This window comes from Nocardia sp. NPDC020380, assembly GCF_044386975.1.
Taxonomy (GTDB): Bacteria; Actinomycetota; Actinomycetes; order Mycobacteriales; family Mycobacteriaceae; genus Nocardia.
In genome coordinates this window covers 172,609-188,784 of record NZ_JBIRVQ010000014.1, presented here as the reverse complement: position 1 = coordinate 188,784, position 16,176 = coordinate 172,609, and the positions used below count along the sequence as shown (strand labels likewise).

Annotated in this window: 1 protein-coding gene; it reads left to right on the top strand. The window is 69.0% G+C overall.

From position 1 onward, the window contains the following. Position 1: 1 nt before the first annotated feature. The gene (locus ACH438_RS34590) at positions 2–16,135 is read left to right on the top strand and encodes an SDR family NAD(P)-dependent oxidoreductase (protein ID WP_397013070.1); all 16,134 of its coding nucleotides are present in this window, start codon (positions 2–4) and stop codon (positions 16,133–16,135) included. Positions 16,136–16,176: the final 41 nt, after the last annotated feature.

Below are 16,176 nucleotides of genomic sequence, written 5' to 3'. Positions count from 1 at the left end.
TATGACGAAGCCCGACGATAACATCGAGAAACTGGCTCAGGCGCTACGCGTTTCACTCAAGGAGACCGGGCGGCTGCGCGCCCGCAATCGCGAGCTCGACGCGGCTCTTCGCGAACCCATCGCGATCGTGGGCATGGCGTGCCGGTATCCGGGTGGGGTCGGTTCTCCCGAGGACTTGTGGCGGCTGGTTTCCGAGGGGACCGACGCGACCACGGATTTCCCCGCGAATCGGGGCTGGGATACCGAACGCCTCTACGACCCCACCGGTACGGCGCCGGCCTCCACGCTCACCCGCCAGGGCGGATTCCTGCATGACGCAGGCGAATTCGATCCGGCATTCTTCAATATCAGCCCCAATGAGGCAACGGCAATGGATCCGCAGCAGTTTCTGCTGCTGGAGACTTCGTGGGAGGCGTTCGAGCGGGCGGGTGTGGACCCGGGTTCGTTGAAGGGCAGCCGGACCGGTGTCTGGGTCGGCATGATGTACCACGACTATCCGTTCAATACGAATCTGGGATCCTATTCCTCCGGCCGAGTTTCGTATGTATTCGGCCTGGAAGGCCCATCGGTCACGGTCGATACGGCATGCTCGTCGTCCTTGGTGGCAATGCATTCCGCGGCGGCATCCTTGCGCTCGGGCGAATGCGATCTCGCGCTGGCTGGTGGCGTGGCGGTCATGGCCACCCCGGAGACGCTCGTGGAATTCAGCCGCCAGCGCGGACTCTCGCCCGACGGGCGGTGTAAATCGTTCGCCGACAGCGCCGATGGCGTGGGCTGGTCCGAAGGCGTCGGCGTGCTGGTGCTGGAGCGGTTGTCCGATGCACAGCGCAACGGCCATCAGATCCTCGCGGTGATCACCGGTTCGGCGGTCAACCAGGACGGCGCGTCCAACGGTCTGACCGCGCCGAACGGTCCAGCGCAACGGCGAGTGATCCGGCAGGCCTTGACGAATGCCGGGATCTCACCACTCGACGTGGACGTGGTCGAGGCGCACGGCACGGGTACCACGCTGGGCGATCCGATCGAAGCTCAAGCGCTGCTCGCCACCTACGGGCAGGATCGTGCGGACGATCGGCCGTTGTGGCTGGGGTCGTTGAAGTCCAATATCGGGCACGCGCAGGCGGCGGCCGGTGTGGGCGGTGTGATCAAGATGGTCATGGCGATGCAGCAGGGGGTCTTGCCCAAGACGCTGCACGTGGATCAGCCATCCAGGAAGGTGGATTGGTCCGACGGTCATGTGCGCTTGCTGACCGAGGCCGTGCCGTGGCCGGAGACGGATCGTCCGCGGCGTGCCGGTGTGTCCTCGTTCGGTATCAGCGGTACCAATGCGCACATCATCCTGGAACAGGCTCCGGCCACCGAGCCGGTGGCGGAGCAGGCGACGATTCGGTCCGGCGGGTTGCTGCCCTGGGTGGTGTCTGCGCGCAGCGGTGAAGCTCTCGCGGGTCAGGCTGCCCGCCTGGCATCCGCTGTGGCCGAACGTCATTCCGATCCCGCGGACGTCGGCTTCTCGCTGGCCGCCACACGTGCCGTTTTCGAGCACCGCGCGGTCGTCCTCGCCGAGGACGGGGATGGCCTGCTGGCGGGCGTGCGCGCGCTGAGCCGCAGCGAGACAACTCCGGGTGTGGTGACCGGTCGTGTGCTCCCGGGTTCGACAGGTCTGGTGTTCTCCGGACAGGGCGCGCAGTGGGCCGGTATGGCGGCCGAGCTGCGTGCGTCGTGCCCGGTGTTCGCCGAGCATTTCGACGCCATCGTCGCCGAGCTGGATCCGCTGCTGGGGCAATCGGTTTCGCTGACCGTCGCGCTGTCGTCGGACGATCTGATCGATTCGACGGTATTCGCGCAGGCGGGCCTGTTCGCCTTCGAGGTGGCCTTGTTCCGCCGGCTCGAATCCTGGGGCGTCCGTGCCGATGTCGTGGCGGGGCACTCGATCGGTGAGGTGGCCGCCGCCCATGTGGCGGGCGTGCTCTCGCTGACGGATGCGTGCGTACTGGTCGCCGCGCGCGGCCGGTTGATGCAGGCCCTGCCCGAGGGCGGAGCCATGGTCGCCGTCGGCGCCGCCGAGGCCGATGTGCTGCCATTGCTGACCGATGGGGTAGCGATCGCCGCGGTCAACGGCCCGTCGTCGGTGGTGCTCTCCGGTGTCGAAGAGGCCGTGCTGGCCGTGGTCGAAGTGTGCGCCGAGCGCGGCTGGCGCACGCGTCGCTTGCGGGTCTCGCACGCCTTCCATTCGGCGCTCATGGAACCGATGCTGACCGAATTCGCTTCGGCGATACAGGGTCTGACATTCCACCGGCCGAACATGCCGTTGGTATCCACCGTGACCGGTGTGCGGGTGACCGACGAGATGTCGGACCCGTCGTATTGGGTCGGCCAGATTCGGGACACCGTGCGCTTCGCCACCGCGGTCACCGCGATGGTGGATCTGGGTGTGTCCCGGTTCGCCGAGGTCGGACCCGACGCGGCCCTGACCCCGATGATCGCCCAGACACTCGACGACGGGTCCGCCGCGATGGTGGCCCTGGCACGCCGGGACCAGGCCGACCTCTCCACCGCACTGCGCGGGGTGGCCGGGTTGTTCGTCACCGGCGCTGAAGTCGATTGGACCGGTTTCTATGCCGGGCCTGGTGCGCGGCGAATCGACCTGCCCACCTACGCCTTCCAACATCAGCGCTTCTGGCTCGACGCCAAGCAGATGCTGGCCCATTCCTGGCTCGGCGCCGACCTGGGCGGGATCGGCGCTGCCGGACTCGATGTGGTCGATCATCCGCTGCTCGGCGCCCTTGTGCCGCATCCGGATTCGGGCGGGGTCAGCTTCACCGGCCGGTGGTCGCTGGACTCGGTGGAATGGCTGGCCGATCACAGCGTCTTCGGCACCGTACTGCTGCCGGGCACCGGATTCGTCGAACTGGCCGCCTACGTCGGCGGCGTCCTTGGCTGCGATGTCGTGGACGAACTGGTCCTGCACAGCCCGTTGACAATGCCTGCCGCAGGGGGTGTCTCGGTACAGGTCGTCGTGTCGGCCGCCGACGACGCCGGGCGCCGACGCCTGAGCGTGCATTCCCGCCAGACGGTCGAGAGCCCGTGGGTACTGCATGCCGAAGGCGTGCTCACCCCGGGCGAAACCGCGCCCGAATTCGACCTCACCACTTGGCCTCCCGCCGACGCGCAGCCACTGGATATCGAAGGCGCGTACGACGAGCTGCTGAATGTCGGCTATGGCTATGGCCCGTTCTTCCAGGGCTTGCAAGCGGCATGGCACCGCGGCGACGAGCTGTTCGCCGAGGTCGCCCTGCCGGATCCGAAGGAAGCCCACGGTTTCGGCATCCACCCGGCATTGTTCGACGCTGCCATGCATGCCGTGATCCTGCACGGGCTGCGCGGCGGCATCGAAGGTTTCCCGGCGCTGCCGTTCAGCTGGAACCGGGTCGTGGTGCATGCCACCGGTGCGGCGGCCGCGCGGGTCCGGATCATGCTGCAGGACAACCGATTGGCCCTGCACCTCGCCGATGAGCAGGGCCGGCCGGTGCTGTCGGTGGGCGCGCTGGTGTCCCGGCCGGTGTCCGCCGAGCGCCTGAACGCGAATCGCGTGTCGGAGGCCTTCTTCGGCGTGGACTGGGTCGCAGTCACACCGCTGTCGAAGCAGGAATCGGCTCTTCCCGAGATCACGGTGTTCGAGTGCGCCCGCCTCGACGGTCCGCCACCGGAGGCGGCCCGGCAGGTCGTCACCGGTGTCCTCGATACCCTTCACAGTTGGCTGACCGATCCTCAGTCGGACGATTCCCGCCTGGTCGTGCTCACCAGAAACGCTGTGGCCGTCACTGATTCCGAACAGGTGCGCCTGGATCAGGCGCCGGTGTGGGGTCTGCTGCGCGCCGCACAGGCCGAACACCCGGGCCGGATCCAGATCGTCGATCTCGATGAAGACGCTGATCCGTCCACAGTGCCCGCCGCCCTCGCGGCGGTGGCGTCGGAACCCGAACTCGCACTGCGGGGCACGAGCCTCCTGGTACCGCGACTGACCCGGCACGCACCGGGCACCATCACCCCGCTGTCCGAACCGGGCACCGTGCTGGTGACCGGTGGCACCGGTGGCCTGGGTGCGGTGCTCGCCCGCCATCTGGTGACCGAACACGGTGTGCGCCACCTGCTGCTGACCTCCCGGCGCGGACCGGATGCGCCCGGTGCGGCGGAACTGTCCGCGGAGCTGGCCGAACTCGGCGCCGAAATCACCATCGCCGCATGCGATGTCTCGGATCGATCCGCGCTCGAAGCGCTGCTGGCCGCCATCCCAGCCGAGCAACCGCTGATCGGCGTGGTCCATGCGGCCGGAACCGCCGACAACGGCCTGATCGGATCGATGACCGCCGAGCGGATCGACCAGGTCTTCCGGCCCAAGGTCGACGCGGCGTGGCATCTGCACGAACTGACTCGGGACAAGCCACTGTCACTGTTCGTGCTGCTGTCCTCGGCAGGCGGGCTGGTACTGGCCGCGGGCCAGGCCAACTACGCCGCCGCGAACGTCTTCCTCGATGCCCTTGCCGCACACCGGCACCGCGCGGGACTCCCGGCGACCTCCATCGACTACGGTCTGTGGGCGCGTTCGAGCGGACTCGGCGTCGAACTGTCCGAGGAGGCCTTCGACTGGATGCGCCGCCAGGGCTTCCCGCCACTGAACGAAGCCGACGGCCTGGCACTGTTCGATGCGGCCATAGCCACCGGCACCGCCCAGCTGGTCGCCCTGCGCATCGACCCGGCCGTACTGCGCACCCGCGGTGACGACATCCCCGCCCTGATCCGCGCGATCGTGCCGATCCCGGTGCGCCGCAATAATCGAACCCCGGCGAGCCAGGCCTTCGCCAAGAAGCTGGCCGGGCTCTCCGACACCGACCGCCGCACCGCGCTGCTCGACCTCGTCCGATCGGTCGCCGCCGAAATCCTCGGACACGGCTCGATCGATGCCGTCGAACCCCAGCGGGCCTTCCAGGAGCTCGGCTTCGATTCGCTGGGCGCCGTCGAGTTCCGCAACCGGCTCAATGCCGCGACCGGACTGCAATTGCCGGCCACGCTGGTCTTCGATCAACCCAACCCGCAGACCGTGGCGGAGTTCATCGATTCCCAGCTCACCGGCGCCGGGGACGATATAGAGATCACCGCCAGCCGAATCGCCGGCGACGACCCGATCGCCGTGGTGGCCATGAGCTGCCGCTATCCCGGCGGCGTCGCCTCGCCGGAGGATCTGTGGCAGGTCGTCAGCTCGGGCATCGATACCACCGGTGAGCTACCGGGCAATCGAGGCTGGGACGTCGAGGGCATCTACGATCCGGAGCCCGGCAAGGCAGGCCGGACCTACACCCGCCAAGGCTCGTTCCTCTATGCTGCAACGGATTTCGACGCCGACTTCTTCGGGATCAGCCCCAACGAGGCCATCATCATGGATCCCCAGCAGCGGGTGCTGCTGGAAGTATCCTGGGAGGCCCTCGAACGCGCCGGTGTGGATCCGGCTGCGCTGCGCGGTAGTTCGACCGGTGTCTTCACCGGCGTCATGTACCACGATTACGGCGAGGGATCCGGCACCGGCAGCAGCACCGCGGGCAGTCTGATTCCCGGTCGCATCGCCTACACGCTGGGGCTGGAAGGCCCTGCCATGTCGATCGATACGGCGTGCTCATCCTCCTTGGTGGCCATGCACCTCGCCGCGCAGTCGCTGCGGTCGGGGGAGTGCGACCTGGCGCTCGCCGGTGGTGTCGCGGTGATGGCGACACCCGGGATGCTGCTCGAATTCAGCCGGCAGCGCGGGCTCTCGCCCGACGGCCGGTGTAAGTCGTTCGCGGACAGCGCCGATGGTGTCGGCTGGTCCGAGGGTGCCGGAATGCTGGTGCTGGAGAGATTGTCCGATGCCCGGCGCAATGGCCATCAGGTCTTGGCGGTGCTCGCCGGTTCCGCGGTGAATCAGGATGGCGCGTCGAACGGCCTGACCGCGCCCAACGGTCCGTCCCAGCGCCGGGTGATCCGCCAGGCGCTGGCCAATGCCGGAGTGTCTGCGGTCGACGTGGATGCGGTCGAGGCCCACGGCACCGGCACGACGCTCGGCGATCCCATCGAGGCGCAAGCCCTGCTGGCCACCTACGGGCAGGATCGGGAGGCCGATCGCCCGCTGTGGCTGGGGTCCTTGAAGTCCAATATCGGGCACGCGCAGGCCGCGGCCGGTGTGGGCGGCGTGATCAAGATGATCATGGCGCTGCAGCACGGAGTGCTGCCCCGCACGCTGCACATCGATCAGCCGAGCACCAAGGTCGATTGGTCCGAGGGCCATATCCGCCTGCTGACCGAGTCGGTGCCGTGGCCGGAGGTGGACCGGCCCCGACGTGCCGGTGTGTCCTCGTTCGGTCTCAGCGGCACCAATGCCCACGTCATCGTCGAACAGGCTCCCGCAGCGAATGCGGCTCCCGTACCGGCGATCGAGGCCCGCCCGGTCGGTGGCATCCTGCCGTGGGTGCTTTCGGCCCGTACCGATGAGGCTCTCGCCGAGCAGGCCAGGCGCCTCGCCTCGGAGGTGGACGAGCACGAGCCGATCGATATCGGCTTGTCGCTGGTGACTTCGAGGGCGCTGTTCGAGCACCGGGCCGTGGTGTTGTCCGCCGACCGGGATGGCCTGCGGGCCGGAACCCAGGCGGTCGGCCGCGGCGAGGCGGCTGCCGAAGTGGTATCCGGTCGGGCAGTTACGGGTTCGACGGGCCTGGTGTTCTCCGGGCAGGGTGCACAGTGGGCCGGTATGGCAGCCGAGTTGCGGGCGGCGTATCCGGTATTCGCGGAGACATTCGATGCGATCGTCGCCGAGCTGGATCCGCTGCTGGAACAGTCGGTTTCGCTGAGCGCGGCGCTGTCGTCCGAGGAGCTCGTCGATCAAACGGTCTTCGCGCAAGCGGGTCTGTTCGCCTTCGAAGTGGCGCTGTTCCGCGTGCTCGAATCCTTGGGCATGCGTGCGGATGTGGTGGCGGGGCATTCGATCGGTGAGGTCGCTGCCGCACATGTGGCAGGGGTGCTGTCCCTGCCGGACGCGTGCGTACTGGTCGCTGCGCGAGGCCGTTTGATGCAGGCTCTGCCCGCTGGTGGGGCAATGGTTGCCGTCGGTGCGTCCGAGTCCGAGGTGCTGTCCTTGCTGGTCGACGGTGTATCCATCGCGGCGGTGAACGGTCGGTCCTCGGTGGTGGTTTCCGGTGTCGAACAAGCGGTTTCGGCCGTGGTCGATATCTGCGCCGAACGGGGTTGGCGGACACACCGTTTGCGGGTGTCGCATGCCTTCCATTCGGCGTTGATGGAGCCGATGCTGACCGAGTTCGCCTCGGCCATCGAGGGGCTGACGTTCAACCGCCCGAGCATCCGGCTGGTATCCACCGTCACCGGCGCCCGCGTCGACGACGAGATGACCGACCCGTCGTACTGGGTGGGCCAGGTCCGCGACACCGTCCGCTTCGCCGATGCCATTGCCGCAATGGCAAATATGGGCGTGTCACGGTTCGCCGAAGTCGGGCCGGATGCCGCGCTCTTCCCGATGATCGACCAGATCATCGGCGAGCTCGAGGCGGCCACGACTCCGGTGGTGTTCGCGCTCGCGCGTCGCGGCCGGGCGGACGCGTCCGCGCTCGCGGCGGGCGTGGCCGGGTTGTTCGTCTCCGGCGCTCACGTCGATTGGGCCGGCCTGTACGCCGGCACCGGCGCACGGCGAATCGACCTGCCCACCTACGCCTTCCAGCGTCGCCGCTACTGGATGACCGCGCCCACCGGCGGTGACGCCCGCTCCCTGGGCTTCTCGATGACCGGGCACCCCCTGGTCTCGGCGGTGGTGTCGCAACCCGACTCCGACGCCCTCTCGCTGAGCGGTCGCCTCTCGGTGCAGACGCATCCGTGGCTGGCCGACCACGCGGTCATGGACACCGTCTTGTTCCCCGGCACCGGCCTGGTCGAACTCGCCCTGCACGCCGGTGAGCGCGTGGGGTGCTCGACTCTGGACGAGCTGCTCCTGCGGGCTCCGCTGGTGCTGCCGCAGTCGGCGGGCGTCGCGGTGCGCGTGGTGGTCGGTGCCGCGGACGAGACGGGTCGTCGCGGGGTGCGGATCTTCTCCCGCCCCGACGAAGATCTCGATTCCGCGCCATCGTGGACGCTGAACGCCGAAGGCGTGCTCGCGCCCGCAGTCGACAGCGCCGCAGTCGATTCGGCACAGTGGCCACCCGCCGGCGCCACCGCGATCGACCTCGAGGACGCCTACGAATCCCTCGACGCGCAGGGCTATCACTACGGCCCGGTATTCCAGGCGCTGAAGTCGGTCTGGCGCACCGCAGACGGGCTCTACGCCGAGGTCACCCTGCCCGAGTCGGCCCGCGCGGACGCCGAGCGGTTCGGCGTGCACCCGGCGCTGCTGGATGCGGCCCTGCACGCCTTGCGTTTCGCCGCCGATACCACTGCGGACGGAGCCGGACTGCTCTTGCCGTTCGAATGGACTGGCGTCACCGTGCACGCGTCGGGCGCCGACGCGCTGCGCGTCCGGTACACCCCGGTCGGTGAGCGCGGGGTGGCACTGGATCTGATGGACTCGACCGGTGCTCCGGTAATGACCGTGCGGCACTTGGCTTCCCGGCCGATCGATCCCGCCCAGCTGACTGCCGGTACGCCGATCGCTCGCACCGCCATGTTCGAGATCGCCTGGACGCCGATGCCGGTATCCGAGGGCGAACAGGTCCCGGATCCGGTGGTATGGGACAGCCCGAAGGGCAACGATCCCGCCGCCGTTCGCGCCGCGACACACGGGGCGCTGCAAAGGCTGCAGTCCTGGATCGCCGATGAGTCCTCCGGCGAATCGGTGCTCGTGGTCCGAACCACTGGTGCCGCATCCGTTGCCGGGGAGTACATTACGAACCTGGCCGGGGCCGCGGTGGCCGGTCTGGTTCGTTCCGCGCAGGCGGAGAGCCCCGGCCGGATCGTTCTGGTGGATACCGATTCCGAGCTCGAAGCACTGCTCGGCGGCATTCTGGCCGCGAACGAACCACAGGTGGCCGTGCGCGGCGGGCAGGTGTACCGACCACGACTCAACCGGGTCGTCGTTGCTGCCGAAACCGCCCCGGCAACCGGCGTTTTCGATCCCGACGACACGGTGCTGATCACCGGCGCCAGCGGCTACCTCGGCGCGCTGTTCGCCCGGCACCTGGTCGACGCATACGGTGCGCGCCGACTCCTGCTGCTGAGCCGCCGCGGTGAGGGCGCGCCCGGCGCTGCCGAATTCCGTGCGGAATTGCAGGATCTGGGCGCCGAAGCCGAATTCACCGCCTGCGATGTCGCCGATCGTGACGCACTCGCCGCGGTGCTGGCTGGTATCTCTGCCGATCATCCGGTCGCGGGTGTGTACCACCTGGCCGGAGTCCTCGACGACGGCGCCATCGCCTCCCTGACCCCGGACCGTTTGGATACGGTGCTGGGCCCCAAGGTCGATGCCGCCCTCCATCTGCAGGAACTGACCGCAGAACTGCCGCTGAAGGCGTTCGTACTGTTCAGCTCGGTGGCCGGCCCGGTCGGCAACCCCGGTCAGGGCAACTACGCCGCGGCCAACGCCTGCCTGGACGCACTCGCGGTGCACCGCAGGGCATCCGGTCGCCCGGGGCAATCCCTGGCGTGGGGTCTGTGGGACATGGACGGCGGCATGGCCGCGGAACTCAGCGAGGTCGACCGGCAGCGCATGTCCCGTTCGGGCCTGCTGCCACTGTCGGCGGAACAGGGTCTCGCACTGTTCGACGCCGCCGCCGGAATCGAAGCGGCAGCGCCGGTCCTCGCCCGGCTGGATCTGGATGCCATGCGCCGCACGGCATTCGCCGCGCCCGCATTGTTCGCCGGTCTGATTCCCGGTCGCCGCAAGGCGGTCTCGGGTGCGGCCGCCGCGCTGCGCGCACGGCTGCTCGATACGCCGGAGAGCGAGCGATTCGCCGTACTGGTCGAGATCGTCCGCGGTCAGGCCGCCGCGATCCTCGGTCACCAGAACGCCGATTCGATCGCAATGGACAAGGCCTTCAACGAACTCGGCTTCGACTCGATCACCGCCATCGAGTTCCGCAATGCCCTGAAAACCGTCACGGGCCTGCCCTTGTCCGCGACGCTGGTATTCGATTACCCGTCACCGCAAGCGCTGGCGAAGTATCTGGCCGACGAACTCACCGGCACCGGCCGCGAACACGCGGTCACCGCCACCCGGACCGCGGGCAACGAGGCGATCGCTGTCGTCGGCATGGCCTGCCGCTACCCCGGCGGAGTCACCTCTCCCGAAGGACTCTGGGAGCTGGTCCGAACCGGCGCCGACGCGGTATCGACCCTCCCCGTCGACCGCGGCTGGGATCTCAACGGCCTCTACGATCCGGAACCCGGCCGCGTGGGCAAGTCCTACACCCGCGAAGGCGGGTTCCTGCACACCGCCGCCGATTTCGATCCGGACTTCTTCGGCATCAGCCCCATCGAAGCCACCATGATGGATCCCCAGCAGCGGCAACTACTGGAAACCACCTGGGAGGCCCTCGAACGCGCCGGCGTGGATCCGGCCGCACTGCGGGGCAGTTCGACCGGAGTGTTCGCCGGCGTCATGTACCACGACTACGCCCAGGGCACCGGCACCAATGCCGCGGGCAGCCTGGTCTCCGGCCGCGTCGCCTACACGCTCGGGCTGGAAGGCCCGGCCGTATCGGTCGATACCGCGTGCTCGTCGTCGCTGGTGGCCATGCATCTGGCCGCGCAATCGCTGCGGTCGGGCGAATCCGATCTGGCACTGGCCGGTGGCGTGACGGTGATGGCGACACCCGAGACCATGGTGGAATTCAGCCGCCAGCGGGGATTGTCCCCCGACGGGCGCTGTAAATCCTTCGCCGACAGCGCCGATGGCGTCGGCTGGTCCGAAGGCGTCGGCGTGCTGGTGCTGGAGCGGCTGTCCGATGCCCGGCGCAACGGTCATCAGGTGCTGGCCGTGATCGCCGGTTCCGCGGTGAATCAGGATGGCGCGTCCAATGGTTTGACCGCGCCGAATGGCCCGTCGCAGCGGCGGGTGATCCGGCAGGCGCTGGCCAATGCCGGTGTCTCGCCGGTCGATATCGATGTGGTCGAGGCGCACGGCACCGGAACGACACTGGGCGATCCCATCGAGGCCCAGGCACTGCTGGCCACCTACGGGCAGGATCGGGAGGCGGATCGGCCGCTGTGGCTGGGATCGCTGAAGTCCAATATCGGTCACTCCCAGGCCGCCGCGGGCGTGGGCGGCGTGATCAAGATGGTGATGGCCATGCGGCACGGTGAGCTGCCGCGGACCCTGCACGTGGATCAGCCCTCGACCAAGGTCGATTGGTCCGAAGGGCAGGTGCGGCTGCTGACCGAGGCCGTGCCGTGGCCGGAATCGGATCGGCCGCGGCGGGCCGGGGTGTCCTCGTTCGGCATCAGCGGCACCAATGCGCACGTCATCCTCGAGCAGGCGCCGATGGCCGCGACTGTGGATTCGGCGAGCAAGACGGTCCCGGTCGGCGGGGTGTTGCCGTGGGTGATCTCGGCGCGCAATGGCGAAGCCCTAGCTGGTCAGGCCGCGCGCCTGGCCTCCCATGCGGCCGAACATGATTCGGATCCGGTGGATGTCGGCTTCTCGCTGGCTGCCACGCGCGCGGTGTTCGAGCAGCGCGCCGTGGTGCTGGCGGCGGGGCGTGATGATCTGCTCGCGGGCACCCAGGCACTGGGCCGCGGCGAGTCGGTTGCGGGCGTGGTGTCCGGTCGTGTGGTGCCAGGCTCCACGGGCCTGGTGTTCTCCGGTCAGGGTGCGCAGTGGGCCGGGATGGCAGCCGAGTTGCACGCGGCCTATCCGGTGTTCGCTGCGGCGTTCGATGCGATCGTCGCGGAACTGGATCCGCTGCTGGATCAGCCGGTTTCGCTGAGCGCGGCGCTGTCGGGCGGTGACCTGGTCGACCGGACCGTGTTCGCACAGTCGGGGCTGTTCGCATTCGAGGTCGCCTTGTTCCGGCTCCTCGAATCCTGGGGCGTCCGTGCGGATGTCGTGGCAGGCCACTCGATCGGTGAAGTCGCCGCCGCGCATGTGGCCGGGGTGCTCTCCCTGTCCGATGCTTGTGTGCTGGTGGCCGCGCGTGGCCGTCTGATGCAGGCGCTCCCCACCGGTGGTGCGATGGTGGCGGTCGGTGCGTCGGAATCCGATGTGCTGCCGTTGCTGGTCGATGGTGTGTCGATCGCGGCCGTGAACGGTCCGGCGTCGGTGGTTGTTTCCGGTATCGAGAACGATGTCGTGGCCGTCGCCGATCGTTGTGCCGAACAGGGTTGGCGCACACATCGATTGCGGGTATCGCACGCCTTCCACTCGGCACTGATGGACCCGATGCTGGCCGAATTCGCCACGGCGATCGAGGGTTTGACCTTCGCCCGCCCGAGGATCCCGCTGGTGTCGACCGTGACCGGTGCACGCGTCACGGACGAGATGGCATATTCCTCGTATTGGGTGGGCCAGGTTCGGGACACGGTGCGCTTCGCCGATGCCGTGACCGCGATGGCCGGTTCGGGTGTTTCCAGGTTCGCCGAGGTCGGCCCCGACGCCGTGTTGACCCCGATGATCGCCCAAACTCTCGACACCGCAACCGCGATCGCGCTGACCAGACGAGACAACGCCGGCCCCACGACCGTGCTCACCGGCCTCGCCCGACTGCACGTCACGGGCTCGACCGTGGATTGGACTCGCTACTACGCCGGCATCGGCGCCACGCGGGTCGATCTGCCGACCTACGACTTCCAGCACCGGCCCTTCTGGACCATCGGCCCACTGCACACGGGCGAGGCGCACGCGCTCGGCCTGCGGGCCGGGACACACCCCATGCTGGGCGCCGTGGTGGCACAGCCGGAGAGCGGGGGAGTCCGGCTCACCGGCCGCCTGTCCACCGCCACTCATCCCTGGCTGGCCGATCACGACGTGCTCGGCATGGTGCTGCTGCCCGGAACCGGATTCGTCGAACTGGCTCTGCACGCGGGCGATCAGGTCGACTGCCCCGAGCTGACGGAGCTGACATTGTTGGCGCCGCTGGTGTTCCAGGCCAACGGCGGAGTACAGATCCAGGTGATCGTCGGCGACGGCGATGAGAACGAGCGCCGGCGAGTCGACATCTACTCCCGCAAGGACGAGGACGACCCGTCGATCCCATGGACCCACCATGCGACCGGCACCGTGAGCCCCGGCCAGGAGACCGACGACACGGACGACTGGGACGACCTCGTGCAGTGGCCACCCACCGGCGCCACGGAAGTGCCGGTCGACGGCGCCTACGACGTGCTCGCGGGCCACGGCTACAACTACGGGCCCGCTTTCCAAGGCCTGGTGGCCCTCTGGCGGCGCGGCGAAGACCTCTTCGCCGAAGTGGCGCTGCCCGAGCAGACCTCGGCCCAAGGCTATGGCGTGCATCCGGCGTTGCTCGACGCGACCATGCACGCGTTGCCCTTCGGGCTGGCTCAGGACGTCGCCGAACACGGGGAGCGGTCGGCTCTCGTGCCGTTCTCGTGGTCCTCGGTGCGTCTGTACGCCGACGGCGCCCGGCGGGTGCGGGTCCGGTTGCGGCTGGATCAGGGGACGGTCACCATGACGATGGCCGATTCCGTGGGCGCGCCACTGCTTTCCGTGCAGTCCCTCGCGCTGCGCCCGCTGTCGCCGGAGCTGTTCGTGGCCGCCTCGCGGTCGAATGACGCGCGCTACGAGCTCACCTGGCGGTCCGGTCCGCAACTGCGCTCCGCGGCAGGAGTTTCCTGGGCGGAGTGGGGTGCGGCCGAGCCGGAGGCATTCCTGCTCTTCCGGCCTCCGGTCGGCGACGCCGACATGCCGGTCCGGTTGCGCGCGGCCTTGCACGGCACACTCGGCGTCATCCAGCAGTTCCTGAGCGAAGACCGCTACGCCGCAAGCACTCTGGCCGTCGTCACCGACGCCATTACCGATCCGGCCGCGGCCGCGGTGTGGGGTCTGGTGCGTGCGGCGCAGGCGGAGAATCCGGGCCGGATCGTGCTCATCGAGGCAGCCGTGGAGATAACGTCGGATCTGCTGGTGGCCGCGGCGATGTCGGGCGAGCCGGAACTGTCCGTCCACGCGGACGGGACTCGGGTGCCCAGGCTCGTGCGGGCCACGGCGCCCGAAGCGGAGCCGCAGTCGCCGTGGGATCCCGAACGGACCGTGGTGATCACCGGTGGCACCGGCGGAATCGGCAGCCACCTGGCGAAGCATCTGGTGAACGCGCACGGTGTGCGGCACCTGCTGCTGGCAGGACGCCGCGGACCGGCCGCCGCTGCCGACCTCATCGCGGAGCTCGAAGCTCTCGGCGCTGCGGTTCAGGTGGTCGCCTGCGATGTCACGGACCGTGATGCCTTGCGGGACCTGCTCACCGCAGTACCCGCGGAGCATCCGCTGGGTGCGGTCGTCCACGTGGCTGGCGTCGCCCACAACGGCCTGGTCGACACCTTGACCCCGGATCAGATCGACTACTCCCTCGGCGCCAAGGCCGATGCCGCGTGGTGGCTGCACGAACTCACCCGCGACGCCGGACCGGCCGCCTTCGTACTGATCTCCTCGGCGGCGGGTTCGATCCTGCCCGCGGGGCAGGGCGGCTACGCGGCGGCCAATGCATTCCTCGACGCGCTCGCGACCTACCGTCACGCCCAGGGACTTCCGGCGACTTCGCTCGCCTACGGTCTGTGGGATATCGAAACCGGGCTGTCGCAGTGGCTCAGCCAAGCCGACCGGCAGCGCATGCGCCGCCAGGGTCTGCCGCCGCTGACCGCGGACAAAGCGCTCGAATTGTTCGACACCGCAGTCTCTTCGGGCCGTCCGGCACACGTACCGGTAGAGATCGACCTGGCCGCGCTACGGACGCGCGACGCGGTACCCGCGCTGCTTCGCGACCTGGTCAAGCGCGCCGGGCGCCGCCAGAGCGCCGGCGCGCAGGATGCGGGCGCCACGCGCAGGCGCCTGGCCCAACTCTCGGAGTCCGAGCAGGAACAGTGGCTGCGGACGCACATCCTCGAGCACGCCGCCCGGCTGCTCGGGCACGAGAGCGCCGACGCACTCGATCCCGAACGCGATTTCCTCGAATCCGGGTTCGATTCACTGGCCGCTATGGAATTGCGCACCGCGCTGAGCAATTCCACCGGCCTGACGTTGCCGGCCGCCGCGATCTTCGACCACAAGACGCCCGCGGCACTGGCCCGATACCTGCGAAAGGAGCTCAGTACCGGGCCGCGCAGCGCCGAAGAGCCCGGCGCCGTGGACGATTCGCTGTACGGAATGTTCCGCGGCGCGGTGGTGTCCGGCCACGTCGGCAAGGGCTTCACGCTCTTGCGAGCGGTGGCGGAGCTGCGTGAACAGTTCTCGGCGGCAGGCGAATTGGCCGAACTGCCGGCGCCCACGCGACTCGCGGCGGGTCCTGCCCTGCCGCGGATCATCTGCCTGAGCCCGCCGCTGGCCACCGGCGGCGCGCATCTCTACGCCCGGATCACCTCGCACCTGCGCGCCGCCCGCGACGTGCTGGTGTTGCCGCCGATCGGTTTCGCTGCGGGTGAGCCACTGCCGACGACGCCGGCGGCGGCCGCGGAAGCCTTGGCGCGCTGCGTCCTCGAAGCGGCACAGGGAGATCCGTTCGTGCTGCTCGGGCATTCCTCGGGTGGCCTGCTGGCCTACCTGGTCACCGAGTACCTGGAAGCGGCCGCTGGCCCGGCGCCCGCCGGGGTGGTCATGCTCGACACCTACAAGGTGGACGACGATGGCGAGTGGCTGCTGCGCGCCATGGCCGAGCACATGGTGTCGCAGGAAGCGCTGTTCGGTCGCTTCGACCAGGCCCGATTGACCGGCATGGGCCGGTATGTGGAGCTGTTGCAGCAGATCGTGCCCGGCTCGGTGGCCGCGCCGGTGTTGTTCGTGCAGTGCGACCGGTCGTTCCTGCAGGGTGCGGCCGAGCGCGAGAACTGGCAGACCCAGCCGTGGGATGCGACGCACACCCTGGTGCCGGTGCAAGCCGACCACTTCACGATCCTGGAGGACGGCTCGGCGGAGGCCGCCGACGCGATCGAGAACTGGCTCGAGCGCTAGGAACAACGACCGGGCGGGCGATGCGCCCGCCCGGTCGGCAC

Excerpts from the sequence above, each read along its gene's own strand:
- ACH438_RS34590 (WP_397013070.1), top strand. The coding sequence starts at position 2 with ATGACGAAGCCCGACGATAACATCGAGAAACTGGCTCAGGCGCTACGC.